This window comes from Duganella sp. GW821-FHT01E12 (assembly GCF_059422325.1).
Genome location: NZ_JBWKWR010000002.1, coordinates 16,984 through 35,265 on the forward strand (window position 1 = coordinate 16,984; position 18,282 = coordinate 35,265).

Consider the following 18,282-nt stretch of genomic DNA (forward strand, 5'->3'; position numbering starts at 1 on the left):
TTAATTTCTTTCCGACATCTTTTTTGGCCAGCGCCATGACATCGCAGTCCACCCAACGCACGGCCCGGCCGCGCCTCACCACGCTGGTGACGGTGGGGGTGGCCGCGACGGTGCTGATGTCGGTGCTGTCGCTGCTGGTGCTGGTCGACCACTTCGCCATCGACTACGCCGAGCGCGAAGCGGGCCAGCGTTTGCAGCAGCTGTCGTGGCAGATGCGCGATGCGCTCAACCGCGTGGTGCAGAAGGCCACCGGCGACGTCCAGCTGCTCACCGAGCTGCCGCAGATCCGCGACGCCAACTCCCCCGCCGAGATCCGCCAGGTGCTCGAAAGCCTGCAAAAGACCTTCCCCGACTATGCGTGGATCGGCCTCGCCAATCCCGACGGCAGCGTCTACGCCGCCACCCAGGGCCTGCTCGAAGGCCAGGACGTCAGCCAGCGCGCCTGGTTCACCGGCGGGCGCGAAAAGCTCTACGCCGGCGACTTCCACCCCGCCACCCTGCTCGGCAAAAAACTGCCATACAGCGCCGACCCGTGGCGCTTCGTCGACGCGGCCGGCCCGGTGCGGCGCTCGGACGGCAGCTACCGCGGCGTGCTGTGCGTGCATATGAGCTGGAACTGGGCGCGGCGCCTGGTGCACACCATCCTCACGCCGGCCGACCAGCAGTATTCGGCCGACATCTTCGTGGTGCGCGGCGACGGCACCGTGATGCTGGGCCCCAAGGGCACCGAGGAGAAGACCATCGGCAGCACCAGCCTGGCGCTGTCACAAACGGGCGCGCCGGGGGCGCTGAAGGAAACCTGGCACGATGGCCAGAGCTACCTGACCGGCTTTTCGCGCACGGGCGATTTGAACAATCCCGCCACGCTGACCTGGTCGGTGCTGGTGCGCCAGCCGGAGGACGTGGCGCTGGCCGGCGCCCGCGCGCTGGAACGCCAGATCCTGCTGCTGGGCGCCATCCTCGGCGTGCTCATGGCGCTGGCCGCGTCGGCTGCGGCGCGGCGCCTCACGCGCCCACTGAACGCGCTCAGTAAAAGCATCGAGCAGCGCTCGGCCGCGCCGGCCAACACTTCACCCGACACGCTGCCGCCGATCCCGCTGGTCGACAGCTTCCACGAGGCGCAAGTGCTGTCGCAGGCGCTGGCCGACCTGGTGCGCACCGAGCAGGACCACCTGGCCACGCTGCGCGGCATGAACGAGAAGCTGGAATCGACGGTGGGCGAACGCACCCGCGAGATCGCCCGCAAGGCGCTGCTGCTGGAACGCGCGCTGGCGCAGGAGCAAAGCACGCAGCTGCTGCTGCAGGAACGCGCGGCCGAACTGCGGGCCATCCTGGACAACGCGCATGACGCCTTCATCGCCCTCGACCCGGGCGGCGTGGTGCTGGACTGGAACCGGCAGGCCGAGAAGCTGATCGGCTGGAGCCGTGCCGAAGTGATCGGCCAGCCGTTGGCGGCGATGGTGCTGCCGCCGCTGCTGCGCCGGGCCTACGAACGCGACATGCGCCAGCTGGCCGAGTGCGGCGGCGACACGGTGCTCAACCGCCGCATCGAACTGACGCTGCACAACCGCGCCGGCCAGGAACTGCCGGTGGAAGTGTCGCTGGCCTACGTGCCGCGCAGCAGCGGCCACCTGTTCATCGCCTTCCTGCACGACATCAGCGAGCGCAAGTCGCTGTTCGAATCGATGGAGGCGATGGCGCTGCGCGACACGCTGACCGGCCTGCCCAACCGCCGCGCGCTGATGACCGCGTTGACCGAGGCGATCCAGCGATCCAGCCGCCTGCGCCAGAGCTGCGCCGTGTTCTTCCTGGACCTCGACCGCTTCAAACAGATCAACGACCGCTACGGCCACGAGGAAGGCGACGAGCTGCTGCGCCAGTTCGCGGTGCGCGTCCAGCACACCGTGCGCAAGACCGACACCGTGGGCCGCCTGGCGGGCGACGAATTCATCGTCATCCTGGAGAACCTGCACAGCGACACGGCCGCGCAGGAGACCGCCGACAAGCTGCGGCCGGCGCTGCAACAGCCGTTCCGGCTCAAGACCGCCACCGTGTCGCTGAGCGCCAGCATCGGCATCGCCATCCACCACCCCGACGATCCGCAGGATATCGAAGTGCTGCTCAACCGCGCCGACCGCGCGATGTACCTCGACAAGCAGCAACGCCTGCACGGCTGAGCGCCGCCGCGGCTACTTCCAGTCGCCGCGCAGCGCCAGCACGCGTTCCTTCAAGCCTTCCGGCGTGACGTCCTGCGGCGCCACCGGCACACCGACCGCCAGCGCCAGGCGCGAACGCAGGCCGTTGCGGAAGGCGCGCCCGAACACGTTCTCGCCGTTGCGGCTCAGCAGATGGCCCCACAGGCCGCGCAGCGCCATCGGGATCACCGGCACCCTGGTGCGCTCGACGATCTTGGACACGCCGCCCTTGAATTCATTGATCTCGCCGGTGGTGGTCAGGCGACCCTCGGGGAAGATGCACACCAGGTCGCCCTCGTGCAGCGCCTGCGCGATATCGACGTAGGCCTTCTCCATCAGCCACGGGTCTTCCTTGGCCGGCGCGATCGGGATCGCGCGCGCGGTGCGGAAGATCCAGCCCAGCAGCGGCAGCTTGAAGATGCGGTGGTCCATCACGAAGCGGATCGGCCGCGGGCTGGCCGCGCCGATGACGATGGCGTCGACGTAGCTGACGTGGTTACACACCAGCACCGCCGCGCCCTCGGCCGGAATGCGCTCGGCGTCGATCAGGCGCACGCGGTGCACGGTGTGGATCAGCATCCAGGCCAGGAAGCGCATCAGGAACTCCGGCACCAGCGAGAAGATGTACACCGCCACCACCGCGTTGAGCAGCGCCGTCACCAGGAACAGCTGCGGAATGGTGAAGCCCTGCCCCAGCAGCACGATGGCCAGGCCGGCCGCCGCCACCATGAACAGCGCGTTGAGGATGTTCATGCCGGCGATGGTGCGCGACATGTGGGCCGGATCGCAGCGGGTCTGGATCAGCGCGAACAGCGGCACGATGAAGAAGCCGCCGAACATGCCGATCAACAGCACGTCGCACAGGATGCGCCACATCCCGTGCTGCAGCATCAGGGCGAAGGCGTCCAGGTGCGGGCCGGTGGCGGCGGCGATGCCGTGGCTGGCGAAATACAGGTCGGCGCCGAACACCGACAGACCGATGGAGCCGAACGGCACCAGTCCGATCTCCACCTTGCGGCCGGACAGGCGCTCGCACAGCAGCGAGCCGCTGCCCACGCCCAGCGAGAACACCGTCAGCAGCAGCACGAACACGCTGTGGTCGCCGTGCAGGTAATCCTTGGCGTAGACCGGGAACTGCGCCAGCACCAGCGCGCCGTAGAACCAGAACCACGAGTTGCCCAGCATGGACAGGAACACCACGCGGTTCTTGCGCGAGAAGCTCAGGTTGCGGAACGATTCGCCGATGAAGTTCCAGCTCACCTTCAGCTCCGGCGCCGGTGCCGGCGCGGTCGGGATGCGGTAGCTGGCGACCAGGCCGAGCAGCGCCACCGCGATGGTGGCGATGGCTTCGAAGGCGACGCCGTTGGGTTTCTGCACCACCAGCACCGCGCCCAGGATCTCGCCCAGCAGGATGCCGACGAAGGTGCCCATCTCGGTCACGCCGTTGCCGCCGATGAGTTCCTCGGGCTTGAGCTGCTGCGGCAGGTAGGCGTACTTGACGGGGCCGAACAGGGTCGAATGGATGCCCATGCCGACCACGGCGGTGACCAGCAGCCACAAGGTGTGGGTCATCCATCCGAGGCCGGCGATGCACATGATGGCCACTTCCAGCCACTTGATGAAGCGGGTCAGGCCGGACTTCTCGAACTTGTCGGCCAGCTGGCCGGCGGTGGCCGAGAACAGCACGTACGGCAGAATGAACAGGCCGGGGATCAGGTTGGTGATCAGCGACGGCGACAGCGTGGTCCAGCTCATCGCGTCGAAGGTCAGCATGACCACCAGGGCGGTCTTGAACAGGTTGTCGTTGAACGCGCCGAGGAACTGGGTCCAGAAAAACGGCGCGAAGCGGCGTTGCGTCAACAGGGAAAACTGATTGGGCTGGCTCATGTCTGCGGCATCCGTTCTGATGGGTGTTACGGAAAGGTTGAACGGATTATAACCTCATGCCGTGCCACGCAAACATGCCAACCAGCAACAAGCTAGCGCCAGATCAATCCAGCCAGGCGTTCAGGACGTCCTCCGCCCCGCTGCTGGCCAGCGCGCCGGTCACGCGCGCGGCCGGGCCGCGGATGGCGGCGGCGCGATCCAGGATCAGCTCGGCGTCGGGTATCAGGTGGCGGCGTTGCAGGCCGTGCAGGAAGGTTGATGTCGACAGGATCAAGACCTTATCGGGAATGCGCACCAGGAAGTTGGCTTTGCGGACATCCGAGTCTTCAAACAGCAGCAGGCCGGCGTCGATGCCGGCGGCCAGTTCGCGGGCCAGGATTTCGGCCGCCGCCATCTCGCCGCGATTGCGCGTGCGCAGGGCCGGATTCAACGCCAGCAAGGCCGAGAACTCCGCGAACTCCTCGGTGTCGCCGATCTCCACCGCATCCCGGTTGATATCGAGCCAGTCCAGGAATGCCTGGGCGCCCGGCTTGGCGGCATGGCGCGTGACCTCGAACCGGACCATGTCCGGGATGACGACGCGCGCGCCCAGCAGGGTCAGCGTATCCAGCGCGCCGGCCACGGCAAGCGTAATGAGCGGACTGGCGTCCGTCACGATCAGCGCGATCTTCATCCGAACACCTGTTCGAACAGCGCGCGCTGCGCGGCGTTGAACTGCGTAAGCGTATCGACGCGCGGCAGCGGCAGCCCCAGGCGGGCCAGCTCGTGCAATATCTCGCCGAACCATAGCCCGGTGGATTGCTCCAGCTCGCGGCGCCCTAAGCTGCCCTCGGAATAGGCCGCCAGCAACTGCTCCAGCTGCGGGCTGGCGGTATCGGCAACGACTGCGGTTTCCATGATGAATCTCGCGTTGAAGTCACGGTTTGACTATACACCGAATGGCTTCAAGGCTGCGGAATGAAGATGGCGATGCGGGTGCCGGCGCCGATGGCGGTGGCGATGTCGATGCGGCCCTCGAAGGCGGCCACGCGCTCGCGCATGCCGACGATGCCGATGCCCGCCGACGCCAGCGCCGCGTCGTAGCCGCTGCCGTTGTCGGCGATCTCCATGCGCAGGCCCGCCGCGTCCAGCGTCAGCGCCACCGTCACCTGCGTGGCGCGCGCGTGTTTGGCGATGTTGGACAAGGCCTCCTGCACGATGCGGTAGGCCGAGATGCCGATGCCGCTCTCCAGTTGCGCGAAGTCGCCGTCGGCGCGGAACAGGTAGCGGCAGCCGGCGTGCGCGCCGTCGTAGTGGCGCACCATCTCCTCCACCGCGCCGTCCAGCCCGAGCATGTCCAGCACCTCGGGACGCAGGCGCCGCACCAGCGTGCGGCCGCTGTTGTAGAGCCCCAGCGCCAGCCTGATGATGGACTGCGCGCGCTCGCGCACCTCGCCCTCCGCGCTGACGTCGACGATGCGCTGCGCCTCCAGCCGCGCGGCGATCAGCGTGGCGTTCAATTCGTCATGGATCTCCAGCGCGATGCTCTTGCGCTCATCCTCGACGGCCGTGTTGACCTTGCGGATCAGGCGCCGCTTCTCGGCGTCGGCCGCGCGCAGCGCCTGCATCGACGCCTGCAGCGAGGCGTTCAAGCCTTGCGACAGCTGCCATGCCAACAGCGCGCACACCAGCAGGCCAAGGCTGGCCACCAGCAGCTCGACGTAGAAGCGGCGCGTCTGTTTCAGCAGCAGCGCCGACGGCGACATCGTCACCCGCACATAGCCCATGGTCTCGACCGCGCTGCTGCTGCCGGCCGGCCGGTCCTTCAGATACGGCTTGCCGTCGGCCGCCAGCATGGTCACGAACATCAGGCGCTTGAGGATGGGCGCCTCGTAGTAGCGGGCGTCCGGCTGGCCCGGCGCGTGCGCGGAGGCCTGCACCAGCTCATGGCGCTGCGCGTCCAGCACCTCGATGCGGTCGATGCTGGTGTCCGATTGCAGCAGGCCGTGGATGGTCAGTTTGAGGTCGTCGTAGCGGTGCGACAGCAGGCTGACCTCACTGCTCTGCGCCAGCACCTTGGCCACCAGCGGGCCGCGCTCGGCCATCTCCTCGTGCACCTCGGACAGGCGCGAATGGTAGGCGTACCAGACAAAGGTGCTGAACATATAGGCCAGCGGGATCACGGTCACGCACAGCAGCCGCGCGCGCACGCTCCAGTGGCGCCAGACATCAAGCCGCATCGGCTACGGCTCGATCAGGCCGTACTTGACGGCCAGCCGCGTGATGTAGGCCGGCCGGTGCACGCCCAGCTTCTCCTTCACCGCCTGGCTGATGTTGCTGATGGTCTTGGTGGAGACGTCGAGCTTCTCGGCGATCTCCGCGTTGGTCAGGCCCTCGGCCATCAGCGTGAATATCTCCAGCGCGCGCTCGTCGAGCTGCGACTGCGGCGACGCGTCGCCGCGCACCGACAGATTGGCCAGCCGCTCGGCGATGTGCGGCAGGAAGTACAGCTCGCCGTCATGCGCGCGCCGCACCGCCGCCGCCAAGTCGGCCGGGTCGCAGTCCTTGGTCATGAAGGCGCGGCCGCCCAGGCGGTAGGTCTCCTTGATCAGGCTGTCCTGGTCGAACTGACTGAGGAAGACGATGGCCGCGTCCGGCGTGTGGGCCAGCATCTGCCTGGCCACGTCCAGCCCGGTCAGCTGCTCGCCGAAGCGGATGTCCAGCACCGCCACGTCCGGCTTGTGGCGCTTGTACTGCTCCAGCGCCTCCTCCGGCGTGCGCGCCTGCGCCACCACGTCCAGCCCCTGCCCTTCCAACGACATCGCGAAGCCCGTCATCACGATCGGATGATCGTCCGCCAGCATGACCCGTATCTTTTTCACTTGCTACCTCCAGGAATATTTACTACTCGCCGGTGGAAGCATACCACAGCAGTCTGGCGCAAAAAATTCCACAAACAACCTGTTATTTTGCCATGACATGGAATAGTATACTTCCAACACATAGCAATCCCCACCACCACCAAGGAGCAGTTATGCATCAGAAAAAGAACCTTACCGGTCTCACCGTCGTGGCCGTGCTGCATGTGGCGCTGCTGGCCGCCTTCCTGCATGGCTCCAAGCTGACGATCTTCAAGGTCAAGGAATCGGTGATCGACCTGACGCCGACCGCACCCGTGCCGCCGCCGCAAGTGCTGCCGCCCGACGTGCCGCTGCCCAAGCTGGCGCCGCCGGACATCTTCGTGCCGCAGGTGGAAACGCCGGTGCTGCCGTCCAATCCGCCGACCGTGACGGCGCGTCCGCTGAGCGAACAGCAACCGGCCCAGCCCACGCCGACCGGCATCGCCGATCCGGGCGCGAAAACGGTGGTCAAGGCCGCGCCGCAGCTGGTGGCGGCGGTGGTGGACGCCAAGGCCTGCGCCAAGCCGGACTATCCAAAATCCGCGCTGCGCAACGGCGACACCGGCACCGTCACGCTGGCCCTGCTGATCGGCGTCGACGGCCGGGTGGCCGATTCAAGAGTGGAGAAATCGAGCGGCTTCCGCGAGCTGGACCGCGCCGCGCAAACCGGGCTGGGACTGTGCCGCTTCAAGCCCGGCACCGTGGACGGCGTGCCGCAGCAATCGTGGACCAAAATGCAGTATGTCTGGAGCCTGGATGACTAAGATGCCTTGAGGCAACTTGCAGAATTGAGTATCAAACTGTATAATGTTGCCCACGTGAAACGGAACGTTGGTACGAGCCGGCTGTTCCGTTTCGCATTTTTAGCCACTTCAGGAACAAAAATAATGAAACACATCACCGCAATCGCAATGATCGCCGCTCTGGCAGCTCCACTGGCAGTTCAGGCTGAAGGCTACTACGTCGGCGGCAACATCGGCCGTGCAGAACAAAAAGCGGATCTGGTACTGGTATCGCTCAAAGAAAGCACCACCGCTTACAAGCTGGTTGGCGGCTACAACTACAACAAGAACTTCGGCGCCGAAATCGGTTACGCCGACCTGCGTGAAGTGTCGATCTCCGGCAACGGCGCAAAAGCCACCTCCAAGCCATCGGCCTTCTACGTTGCCGCCACTGGCACCCTGCCGCTGAACGAACAGTTCTCGTTGTTCGGCAAACTGGGCATCGCAACCGCCCACGAAAAAGTGACCGCCGCCGTCGGCCGCGACACCCTGTCCGGCAGCGAAAACCGCACCACCCCATACATCAGCGTTGGCGCATCGTTCGCGCTGAACCAGAAAGTCAGCTTCGTGGCTGAATACGAAAACTTCGGCAAAGTCGCTAAAGACGGCGACATCAACGTCAAGGCCGACATGTTCTCGGCCGGCGTGCGTTACAGCTTCTAAGCTCCCGCACCAGGCAAAAAGCCCCCGCCGGTACTGGGCGCGATCTCGATCGCGTCCAGTCCGACGGGGGCTTTTTCACGTCAGAACACCCAGAGTTTATCGGCCGGCATCTGCAGCCAGTACTTGCCCGCTTCCAGCTTGTACTTGGAATAGGCGCGCAAGCTCATCTCCGGGCCGGACTCGCTCTTGAACAGGCACTCGAAACGGTCGCCCAGGTACATGCAGGTCAGCAGCGGCAGCTCGATCGCGTTCTCCACCGGCGTCGCGCTGATCTTCACTTCCTCCACGCGGATGATGGTGGACGGCTCGCCGCCGCCGGCGCCGCGCGCGGTCGCCCGCAGCGGCGCGGCGCCGACGGCCAGCGTCACGTTGGCGCCATCGCGCTGCACCACCTTGGCCGGCAGGCGGTTGTTACTGCCCATGAATTCGGCGGTGAACAGGGTGTCCGGCGTTTCGTACATGCTTTGCGGCGTGCCTTGCTGCTCGATCTTGCCGTTGTTGAGCAGCAGGATGCGGTCGGAGATCGCCATCGCCTCGGCCTGGTCGTGCGTGACCATCAACGCCGACAGGCCCAGTCGCACGATCAGCTCGCGCAGGAAGGCGCGCGCTTCTTCGCGCAGCTTGGCGTCCAGATTGGACAGCGGCTCGTCCAGCAAAATCACCGGCGGGTTGTACACCAGCGCCCGCGCGATCGCCACGCGCTGCTGCTGGCCGCCCGACAGCTGGTGCGGGAAGCGCTCGGCCAGGTGGCCCAGGCCCAGGTTCTTCAGCACGTCGGCGACTTTGTCCTTGATCTCGCTGCTGCCCATCTTGCGCAGCTTGAGGCCATAGGCGACGTTGTCGAACACCGTCTTGTGCGGCCACAGCGCGTAGGACTGGAACACCAGGCCCAGGTTGCGGTGCTCGGCCGCCATCTCGAAGTTCTTCGCGCCGTCGAACACATTGCGGTCGCCGATCGAGATGGTGCCCTGCTTCGGGCTTTCCAGTCCCGCCACGGCGCGCAGCAGCGTGGTCTTGCCGCTGCCCGAAGGGCCCAGCAACGCCACCACTTCGCCTTTTTGCAGGTGCATGGACACGCCCTTCAGGATCGGGTTGGCGTGGGCGCCGGTGCCGTAGTCCAGATGCAGGTCGTTGACGGTCAGTTCGTTCATGATGAGGTCTCGTTTCATTTTATTTTGACTTAATTATGCAGCTTCACGCCAAAGCGCAGGGCCACGCCCAGGCCGATGGCCACCAGCGAAATATTGATGAACGATAGCGCCGCCACCAGGTCGGTGGAGCCGGTGGCCCACAGCGACACCAGCATCGCGCCTATCACCTCGGTGCCCGGCGAGAGCAGGTACACGCCGGTCGAATACTCCCGCTCGAAGATCAGGAACACCATCAGCCATGCGCCCAGCAGGCCGTATTTGACCAGCGGGATGGTGACGTCGCGCGTCACCTGGCCGCGCGATGCGCCGACCGCGCGCGCCGCCTCCTCCAGTTCCGGCCCCACCTGCAGCAGCGCGGTGGAGATCAGCCGCATGCCGTAGGCCAGCCACACCACCGAATACGCCAGCCACAGGGCGAAGATGGTCGAGCGCACGGAGCGCAGCAGCGGTATCGCGTTCTCGCTCAGCCACAGGGCCACGCCGTTGTCCATGCCCTTCAACATGCCATCGAGCCAGCTCGGGACGAACAGGAACACCCACAGGAAGGACAGGCCGGCCAGCAGGCCAGGCACGGCGCGCGGCACCAGCACGCTGTAGTCCAGGAAGCGGGTCACGCCGTCCGGCTTGCGGTGCATGGCCAGCGCGATGGCGCAGTAGCAGATCACCGCGAAGGCGCCGCCGATCACGCCGATCAGGACGGTGTTGAGGATGCCGCGCATCAGCGCCGGCTGCTCCATGATCTCGCGGAAGTGCTGCAGCGTCAGCACGTCGCGCAGGTTGACGCCCTCGCCCCAGTACTGCACGAAGGAGCGCAGCACGATGCCCGACATCGGCATGATGATGGTGAACATCAGCCAGGCGAAGATCAGCGCGAAGGCCAGCCACTTCCATTTACCGAGCGGCATGGACTTCGAACGCGCGCCCTTGCCCTTGATCGAGACGAACTTGTTGGCCGACTTGAGCAGCCAGCGCTGGATCATCACCAGCGGCATCGTCACCATCACCAGGCAGACGGCGACGGCGGCCATCAGGTGGTAGGACGGCGTGCCCAGTTTGTTGGTCAGCTTGTACAGATAGGTCGCCAGCACCAGGTGGCCTTCCGGGTCGCCCAGCACCAGCACCAGGCCGAACACCTCGAAGCCGAGGAAGAACACCAGCACCGCCGCATACGCCAGCGCCGGGGTGATCATCGGCAGCGAGACGTTGAACATCACCTGCAGCGGCGAGGCGCCGGTCACGCGGGCCGCCTCCTCGACGTCGGAGCCCAGGCTTTTCAGCGCGGACGAGGCGTACAGGTAGACGTGCGGCACGTGCGTCAGGCCGGCGATCACCACGATGCTGGTGAAGGAGTAGATGTTCCACGGGATGAAGCCGAGGATGTCCTTGGCCCACAGCGAGTAGAAGCCCACAGGACCCATCGAGACCACGTAGCCGAAGCCCATCACCATCGGCGAGACGAAGATCGGCACCAGCAGCATCGGCGCGATGAAGCCGCGGCCCGGCAGGTCGGTGCGTATCATCAGGAAGGCCAGCATGCCGCCCAGCGGCACGGCGATGGCGGTCAGGCCGGCGGCCAGCAGGAAGGCGTTCTTGAAGGCCACCGAGAAATCGGGATCGTCGAAGATGAAGCGGTAGGCGTCCAGGCCCAGCTCCTTGGCGGGCATGAAGAACGGCGCGTTCAAAAAGCTTTGGTAGAAAATCAGCAGCAGCGGCAGGAAGATGGCGGTGGCGGCCAGCGTCACCACCACGCCGCGCGTCCAGTTGATGCTGCGCCGGCCGGAGCCTTGGAGAGTCAGAGTTTGCATAGGAATTCCGTTGTGTACGTGCGCGTGCGGACGCCCGGCCCGCAGGACAGCGGGCGGGTTTCACGGGCGGGTGGAACGATTACTTCTTACCTGCGGTTTCTTTCCACTGCTTGAGGAAGGCCATGCGTTTGGCCGGCCCCAGGAACTGCAGCACGATAGGATGGACCGGCACCGGTTTGATGTTGTCCTTGCCGATCTGCTTGATCAGGTCCGCCGACGTGGTCTCGCCGGTGACGTCGGCACGGATCGCGAACAGCTTGGAATCGTTGGCGATGATGGTCTGGCCGCGGTGCGACAGCAGGTAGTCCAGCCACAGCTTGGCGGCGTTGGCGTTCTTGGCGGCCTTGTTGATGAAGAATACGCGCGACAGGATCAGCGTGTAATCCTTGGGCAGCACCACGCCGATCGACGGATCGGTCTTGGCGCGCACCAGCGCGTAGGAGCCCAGCACGTTGTAGCCGATCAGGTTCTCGCCCGACGAGATACGCTCCATCATGGTGCCGGTGGACGACTGCACGCGCACCTTGGCCACGCCGAAGGCGTTTTCCAGATCCAGGAACTTCGGATTCTCGCGCGCGTCCTGGGTCATGAACATGAAGCCGACGCCGGACTTCTCGATGTCGTAGGTGGTGACCTTGTCCTTGAACTTGGGCTGCGTAATGAGCTTGGCGAAATCGGCGTGCGTCTGCGGCACTTCCTTGGCGTCCATCAGGCGCTTGTTGTAGACGATGGCGGCCGGCTCGAAGGTGGTGCCGTAGGCCTGGTCGTCCCACACCGCCCAGCCGGGGATCTTGGACGCTTCGACCGATTTGTATTTGAGCGCGTAGCCGTCGGAGGCCAGGCGCATCTGCAGGTCCATCGCGGAGGACCACAGGCCGTCGGCGGTGTTGCCGCCGGCCGCCACTTCGGAGATGAAGCGGTTGTACACCTCGGTGGAGTTCATGTCGTTGTATTCGACGGTGATGCCGGGGTAGAGCGCGTTGAAATCCTTGATCAGCGGCTGGGTGGCCTTGCTGTCGGTGGCGCCGTAGATCACCAGCTTGCCCTCCTTCTTGGCGCCGTCGATGATCTTCTGGTAGTCGGCGGGATAGCCGGCCGGCACCTGGGCAAAGGCGGCGCTTGCGAACAGGGTGGCGCATGCAGCGGCCAAAGTCGTTTTCAACATCATTTTTTGTCTCCGTCGTTTTATAGGTATTGGTGTTCAGCGCACCAGACCGAGTTCGGCGGCGCGCCTGCCGTAATCGTCCACGGCCTTTTTTACATATGCTGCCAGCGCATCGCCGGTCAGCCCAAACGGGAACAGACCCGACGCCGCGCGCATCTGCGCGAACTGCGGACTGGCCAGCACGCGGTCGAAGCTCGAGACCCAGTGCTGATAATCCGCTTCCGGCACTTGTGGCCCCATCCAGAGGCCCCGGATGATCGGCCACACCACATCGATGCCCTGCTCGCGCGCCGTCGGCGCATTCGCCAACACGCCCGGCAGCCGGTGCTCGGCCAGGATCGCCAGCACCCGGGTGTTGCCGCCGGCCGCGTACAGCGTGGCCTCGCTGGCGTCGCCCGACACCACCTGCACCAGATTCGCGTGCATCGCGGCGAAGGCCTCGCCGCCGCCCTCCAGCGCCACGAAGCGCAGCACCTTCGGATCGACGCCGGCGGTCTTGACCACCATCGCCATCTTCAGCCAGTCCTGGCTGCCGATGGTGCCGGACACGCCGATCAGCACCTTCTCGGGATGATCCTTCAGCGCCGCCACCAGCTGGCCCAGCGTCTTGTAGGGCGAATCGGCGCGCACCGCGATCATGCCGTAGTCGGCGCCCAGCGCCGCCACCCAGCGTACATCGGAGGACTTGGCCTTGCCGAACTTGCCCTGCGCCAGATTGAGCAGCGAGCCGCCCGAAAAGGCCACCAGCGTGTTCGGCTCCGCGCGCCGCTGCGACACCAGCGAATGCCAGGCCACCGCGCCTATCCCGCCCGGCAGATAGCTGATGTGCATATCCGACGGCGGCGGCTTCGGCGTGCCGCTCAAGCCCTGCAAACCCTTTTGCGCCAGCTTGCACGTGAGGTCCATCGCGCCGCCCGGCTTGGACGGCACGATGCACTCCAGGCCTGCCGCTTGCGCTGCCGCGCCCAGTAGGAGCGAGGCAATCAAAGCCAGCAAAACTTTAGTCATCTTGGTAGGTATCTTAGAACGGTGAAGCTTTCAAAGCGCTTTCAGAACGCGGCGTTTTCCTGAAAAACGCCGCGTTCTTTTCTTTGGCTTAGAAGCGGTGCTGCATGCCGACGACCAGGCCGTGCTGGCTGGTGCCGAAGCCGGCGTCGTCGCGCGACAGGCCGGTCAGCTGGCCATTCTTGGCCTTGGCGTAGGCAGCCGTCATATGCAGGTCGGTGCGCTTGGACAGTGCGTAGCGATAGCGCAGCACGTACATGGTGGGATCGGCGTCCTTGCCGGCGGCGACGTTCTTGACGTTGACGTGATAGACCGCGCCGGTCAGCGTGGTCACCTCGTTGGTCTTGTACGCGATGCCGGCCCAGGTGGTGGTGGCGTCGACATCGGCGGTCAGCGCCTTGCCGGCGACCAGCTTGTAGTCGCGCACCACGCCCCACAGTTTCAACGGGCCGTTTTCATAGTTCGCGCCCAGGTGCCAGACGGTGTTCTTGTCACGGTTGCCGGTGGCTGGAACGGTGTTGCCGTTGTTGCGCTCCCAGGTCGCCATCAGGTTCACGGCGCCCAGGTTGTAGGCGCCGGTGAAGCCGTATTTGGCGCTGTCCTGCGCGCCGGTGGTCTGCTCGCCGGCGGCGTAGTTGGCGCCGAACTTGAAGTCGCCGACAGTGCCGGAGTACTTGATCAGGTTATCGTAGGCGGTGGTGAAGCCGTATTTGCTGGGACCGGTCGCAGGGCCGGAGGTCGCCCACGAGTAGTAAGGCGCAAAGCCCATCGGATCGTAGGCGATCACGGTGTCGTACACGCTGCTGAACGAACGGCCGACAACCACGCGGCCAAATGCGCCTTCCAGGCCGACCGTGGCCTGGCGCTTGAACAGCACGCCGTCCTGCGCGCCGGTGTCCATCAGGATGCCGCCTTCCAGGTTGAAGATGGCTTTCAGGCCGCCGCCCAGGTCTTCGCTGCCACGCAGGCCCCAACGCGAAGTGTTCATGCCGCCCGAGATCACGCTGGTCTGGCTGCCACCGGTTGCCGATTTGTTGTTGGCCGTTTCCATGCCGACGTCCAGCAAGCCGTAGACCTGCACATTCGATTGGGCGTGAGCGGCGCCGCCAGCGGCTGCCGCCAAGGCCATGATAGCGAGGGTCAACGAGGTTTTCTTCATGTATGTCTCCAGAGGATGTAGTTATTTGTGTAGCCTGATCGATGCAATCAGGCTGCCACTATAGGAGTCACTTCCTTTCAATTACCTTTCACTGCTGTTCAGGTACGGATTCCTGTCGTCCATGCACCACAAATCAGGCAGGGGCTTCCCTTTTGAGGCGGCTGAGACCATGATTCTGGCCTTACACTGAACTTATTTCATATGGTTGGCAAGAATTTATGCGTATTCTGTTAGTTGAAGACCACACCGAGTTATCGCACTGGCTGTCCAAAGCCCTGCGCGACGCCAACCTGACGGTGGAATGCGCGGACAACGGCGCCGACGCCGACGCCCTGCTGCACACCCAGGACTACGCGCTGCTGATACTCGACCTGACCTTGCCGCGCATGGACGGGTTGGAAGTGCTCAAGCGCCTGCGCGCGCGCGGCGGCCCGCGCGGCCAGACGCCCGTGCTGATACTGACCGCGCGCGGCGGGCTGGAAGACCGCGTGCAGGGCCTGAACCTGGGCGCAGACGATTACCTGGCCAAGCCGTTCGAACTGGCCGAACTGGAAGCGCGCGTGAAAGCGCTGCTGCGCCGCAGCGTCGGCAACGAGGCGCTGGTGCACAGCTGCGGCGCGCTCAGTTTCGACACCGTCACGCGCATGTTCAGCTACGCCGGCGCCCCGCTGGCGCTCACGCCGCGCGAACACGCGGTGCTGGAGACGCTGATCACGCGCTCCGGCCGCGCGGTGTCGAAGGAGAAGCTGTTCGACGAAGTGTTCGCGCTGGCGGACGACGCCAACCTCGATGCGATCGAGCTGTATATCCACCGCGTGCGCAAGAAGCTCGACATCGCCGCGCCGGATGCCGCCGTCATCACCACGCTGCGCGGCATCGGCTACCTGCTGCAACCGCGGCCCGCGCCAGCGCCTGCGCCTGCGCCGGACGGCGGCGCCAAGGGCGGCTGACGTTGGCCAAGGCAGGCCTCCGCATGCCGATGCTGGCCAGGCTGGCGCGCCGCTTCGGGCCGAGCGCGCCGCTGGGCAGCCTGCGCGGCCAGCTGCTGCGCTGGCTGCTGGGACCCTTGCTGGTGCTGGTGGCGTTGAACACGCTGTCGGTCTACCACAACGCGCTGGACGCCGCCGATGTCGCCTACGACCGCTCGCTGCTGGCCTCCACGCGCGCGCTGGCGGAGCGCGTCTCCATCGTCGACGGCAAGGTGGTGGCGGACGTGCCCTACGTGGCGCTGGACAGCTTCGAGACCGATACGCTGGGCCGCATCTACTACAAAGTCACCGGCATCACCGGCGAGACCGTGTCCGGCTATGCCGACCTGCCGCCGGTGCCGGCCAACGTGCCGCGCTCGGAGGCCTATCCGGCGCTGGTGCGCTTCTATCACGCCAACTACAACGGCCAGCCGGTGCGCATCGCCGCGCTGCTGCAGCCGGTGTACGACAGTTCGATGCGCGGCATCGCGCTGATCCAGGTGGGCGAAACGCTGGAGGCGCGGCGCGGCCTGTCCAACCAGATCCTGTTCGACACGCTGGCATGGCAAGCCTTGCTGCTGCTGGCGGTGGCGCTGCTGGTGTGGTTCGCCGTGCGGCTGGTGCTGCAACCGCTGATGCGGCTGAAGATCGCGGTGGAGACGCGCAGCCTCAATGATTCGTCCGACGTCGATCCGACACTGGTGCACAAGGAGGTGCGGCCGCTGGTGGCGGCGATGAACAGCTCCCGTTCGCGCCTGCATATCCTGATCAGCAGCCAGCGCCGCTTCATCGCCGACGCCTCGCACCAATTGCGCACGCCGCTGACGGTGCTGAAGACGCAGGCCGAACTGGCGCTGCGCGAATGCGACCGGCCCGGCGCCGATCCGCAGGCCACGCGCGCCGCGCTGCGCGAGATCGTCCACAGCATCGCCGCCACCACCGATTCCACGGTCAACCTGGCCAACCGCCTGCTGACATTGGCGCGCATCGAACATGGCGGCGACGCCGACGGCGCGGTGGCCCAGTCCGAGCCGGCCTCGCTGCGCGACATCGCGCGCCAGGTCGGGCTGGAGATGGCGATGGCGGCGGTGGCCAAGCAGATCGACCTCTCACTGGAGGCGGACAACGAATGCGTGGTGCAGGGCCAGGCCTTGCTGCTGCACGAGATGATCGCCAACCTGGTGGACAACGCGCTGCGCTACACGCCGCAGGGCGGCACGGTGACGCTGCGGGTGCGGCCGGACGCCGGCGGCGTGGTGCTGGAAGTGGAGGACAGCGGCCAGGGCATCGCGCCGGCCGAGCGCGAGCGGGTGTTCGCGCCCTTCTACCGCGCCGCCGCCACGCTGGAGCGCAACCCCGGCGGCGCAGGCCTGGGCCTGGCCATCGTGCGCGACATCGCGACGCTGCACGGCGCCGCCATCGCGCTGGACGCCGCCGCCGGCGGCCAGGGCCTCAAAGTCACCGTCACCTTCTCCCGCGCCTGACCCGCCACCGCCGCTGCGGTAAAATACGCCCAATAACGTTAGCGTCCGGGGCATATCATGAGCGAGCAGGACATCCGCTGGCTGCAGCGCCTGTCGAATTACCGGCGCGCGCTGACGCAGCTTAAGAAATTCGTCGATCACGGCCCCCTGAACGAGCTTGAGCAGCAAGGCCTGATCAAGGCGTTCGAATTCACGCACGAACTGGCGTGGAACGTGATGAAGGATTATTTTCACTATCAGGGCAACAGCAGTATCAGCGGCTCCCGCGATGCGACGCGCGAGGCATTTCAGTACGGCCTGCTGAGCGACGGCGAAAACTGGATGGGTATGATCAAGAGCCGCAACCAGTCGGCGCATACCTATAACAAGGAAACCGCCGACGAAATCGCCGGCCTGATATTGGACCATTACTTCGCATTGTTCACCGCCTTCGAACGGAAAATGACGGAGCTCGCCGATGTCGCATGAATTGGAACCGCTCGTATTCGGATTGAAGTCCAGCGTCGTGCGCAGCATGGGTGCTGTCTTCTCGGCGCATCCCGAGGTCGAACAGGCGATCCTGTATGGCTCGCGGGCCAAGGGCACTTTCAGGCGCGGCTCGGACATCGACCTGTGTCTGATCGGCGCCGGCTTGAACATGCCGCTGCTGCTCAGGATAGAGAACGAATTGGACGACCTGCTGTTGCCCTACAAAATAGACTTGTCGATCCGCGACCGGATCGACAACCCGGAACTGCTGGCCCATATCGAAAGAGTGGGCGTGTCGTTCTATCACCGCAAGAAGGAATAAGTAGATGATCACCAAAGAAGACATGGTCGAGCTGTTTGCCGACATGAAGCAGAACGCGCCGTGGGATAGTTCCAAGCCGCTGTTGTGGGGCTATTTTTTCGCCGACCCGACCAAGAGCAAACTCGAAGACGCTTCGGCGCAGCTGAAGGCCAAGGGCTACCAGGTGGTCGGCATCTACGACTCCAAGCCGGAGGCGGAAACGCCGGCGCTGTGGTGGCTGCACGTTGAAAAGGTCGAGAAGCACACGGCCGACACGCTGCACGCGCGCAATCAGGAGTTCTACCAGTTCGCCGAAGAGCACCAACTCGAATCCTACGACGGCATGGACGTCGGCCCCGCCGTCTGATGA

At 65.4% G+C, this 18,282-nt stretch carries 18 protein-coding genes; 8 read left to right on the forward strand and 10 right to left on the reverse strand.

Annotated features, from left to right (window positions below; translation table 11 throughout):
* Positions 1 to 35 precede the first annotated feature (35 nt).
* A complete protein-coding gene (locus tag AC07WS_RS05340; RefSeq protein ID WP_494728067.1) occupies positions 36 to 2,177 on the forward strand; it encodes a diguanylate cyclase domain-containing protein in 2,142 nt (713 codons plus the stop codon).
* Between the two features lie 12 nt (positions 2,178 to 2,189).
* On the opposite strand, the gene AC07WS_RS05345 is transcribed toward AC07WS_RS05340, so the two are convergent.
* The 5 genes from AC07WS_RS05345 to AC07WS_RS05365 form a co-directional block, all read right to left on the reverse strand.
* Positions 2,190 to 4,082: an MFS transporter gene (locus AC07WS_RS05345; protein WP_494728068.1), complete on the reverse strand. Its 1,893-nt coding sequence runs from the start codon at positions 4,080 to 4,082 to the stop codon at positions 2,190 to 2,192.
* Between the two features lie 103 nt (positions 4,083 to 4,185).
* Positions 4,186 to 4,755: a PIN domain-containing protein gene (locus AC07WS_RS05350; RefSeq protein ID WP_494728069.1), complete on the reverse strand. Its 570-nt coding sequence runs from the start codon at positions 4,753 to 4,755 to the stop codon at positions 4,186 to 4,188.
* A complete protein-coding gene (locus tag AC07WS_RS05355) occupies positions 4,752 to 4,979 on the reverse strand; it encodes a hypothetical protein (RefSeq protein WP_494728070.1) in 228 nt (75 codons plus the stop codon). The genes AC07WS_RS05350 and AC07WS_RS05355 overlap by 4 nt, the downstream gene beginning before the upstream one ends.
* Positions 4,980 to 5,026: 47 nt before the next feature.
* Entirely contained in the window at positions 5,027 to 6,301 is a 1,275-nt protein-coding gene (locus AC07WS_RS05360) for a sensor histidine kinase (RefSeq protein WP_494728071.1), read from the reverse strand.
* A gap of 3 nt (positions 6,302 to 6,304) precedes the next feature.
* Positions 6,305 to 6,943, reverse strand: a complete 639-nt coding sequence (locus AC07WS_RS05365) for a response regulator transcription factor (RefSeq protein WP_494728072.1) — start codon at positions 6,941 to 6,943, stop codon at positions 6,305 to 6,307.
* A gap of 152 nt (positions 6,944 to 7,095) precedes the next feature.
* Between AC07WS_RS05365 and AC07WS_RS05370 the strand changes: the two genes are divergently transcribed.
* Together AC07WS_RS05370 and AC07WS_RS05375 are read left to right on the forward strand one after the other, a co-directional pair.
* Positions 7,096 to 7,725, forward strand: coding sequence for an energy transducer TonB (locus AC07WS_RS05370; protein ID WP_494728073.1), 630 nt, complete (start codon positions 7,096 to 7,098; stop codon positions 7,723 to 7,725).
* 24 nt (positions 7,726 to 7,749) lie between these two features.
* Positions 7,750 to 8,406, forward strand: coding sequence for an outer membrane beta-barrel protein (locus AC07WS_RS05375; RefSeq protein WP_494728074.1), 657 nt, complete (start codon positions 7,750 to 7,752; stop codon positions 8,404 to 8,406).
* An 80-nt stretch (positions 8,407 to 8,486) separates the two neighbouring features.
* On the opposite strand, the gene AC07WS_RS05380 is transcribed toward AC07WS_RS05375, so the two are convergent.
* From AC07WS_RS05380 to AC07WS_RS05400, 5 genes are all read right to left on the reverse strand, one after another.
* Positions 8,487 to 9,557 (reverse strand): ABC transporter ATP-binding protein, encoded by a 1,071-nt coding sequence (locus tag AC07WS_RS05380; RefSeq protein ID WP_494728075.1) that lies wholly within the window; start codon positions 9,555 to 9,557, stop codon positions 8,487 to 8,489.
* 29 nt (positions 9,558 to 9,586) lie between these two features.
* Entirely contained in the window at positions 9,587 to 11,362 is a 1,776-nt protein-coding gene (locus tag AC07WS_RS05385; protein WP_494728076.1) for an ABC transporter permease, read from the reverse strand.
* Positions 11,363 to 11,441: 79 nt separating this feature from the next.
* Positions 11,442 to 12,530 (reverse strand): ABC transporter substrate-binding protein, encoded by a 1,089-nt coding sequence (locus AC07WS_RS05390; RefSeq protein ID WP_494728077.1) that lies wholly within the window; start codon positions 12,528 to 12,530, stop codon positions 11,442 to 11,444.
* A gap of 33 nt (positions 12,531 to 12,563) precedes the next feature.
* A complete protein-coding gene (locus AC07WS_RS05395; RefSeq protein ID WP_494728078.1) occupies positions 12,564 to 13,535 on the reverse strand; it encodes a Bug family tripartite tricarboxylate transporter substrate binding protein in 972 nt (323 codons plus the stop codon).
* 88 nt (positions 13,536 to 13,623) lie between these two features.
* Positions 13,624 to 14,691: a porin gene (locus AC07WS_RS05400; RefSeq protein WP_494728079.1), complete on the reverse strand. Its 1,068-nt coding sequence runs from the start codon at positions 14,689 to 14,691 to the stop codon at positions 13,624 to 13,626.
* A gap of 218 nt (positions 14,692 to 14,909) precedes the next feature.
* Here AC07WS_RS05400 and AC07WS_RS05405 point away from each other — a divergent pair, with 218 nt between their 5' ends.
* The 5 genes from AC07WS_RS05405 to AC07WS_RS05425 are packed head-to-tail and all read left to right on the forward strand — an operon-like array spanning position 14,910 to position 18,279.
* A complete protein-coding gene (locus AC07WS_RS05405; protein WP_494728080.1) occupies positions 14,910 to 15,641 on the forward strand; it encodes a response regulator in 732 nt (243 codons plus the stop codon).
* A 23-nt stretch (positions 15,642 to 15,664) separates the two neighbouring features.
* Positions 15,665 to 17,143 carry a sensor histidine kinase N-terminal domain-containing protein gene (locus tag AC07WS_RS05410; RefSeq protein WP_494728923.1) on the forward strand — a complete coding sequence of 493 codons (1,479 nt, stop codon included), beginning with the start codon at positions 15,665 to 15,667 and terminating at the stop codon, positions 17,141 to 17,143.
* Between the two features lie 57 nt (positions 17,144 to 17,200).
* Positions 17,201 to 17,611 (forward strand): nucleotidyltransferase substrate binding protein, encoded by a 411-nt coding sequence (locus AC07WS_RS05415; RefSeq protein ID WP_494728081.1) that lies wholly within the window; start codon positions 17,201 to 17,203, stop codon positions 17,609 to 17,611.
* The gene (locus AC07WS_RS05420; protein WP_494728082.1) at positions 17,601 to 17,933 is read left to right on the forward strand and encodes a nucleotidyltransferase domain-containing protein; all 333 of its coding nucleotides are present in this window, start codon (positions 17,601 to 17,603) and stop codon (positions 17,931 to 17,933) included. The genes AC07WS_RS05415 and AC07WS_RS05420 overlap by 11 nt, the downstream gene beginning before the upstream one ends.
* Before the next feature lie 4 nt (positions 17,934 to 17,937).
* The gene (locus AC07WS_RS05425; protein WP_494728083.1) at positions 17,938 to 18,279 is read left to right on the forward strand and encodes a ribonuclease E inhibitor RraB; all 342 of its coding nucleotides are present in this window, start codon (positions 17,938 to 17,940) and stop codon (positions 18,277 to 18,279) included.
* Positions 18,280 to 18,282 lie beyond the last annotated feature (3 nt).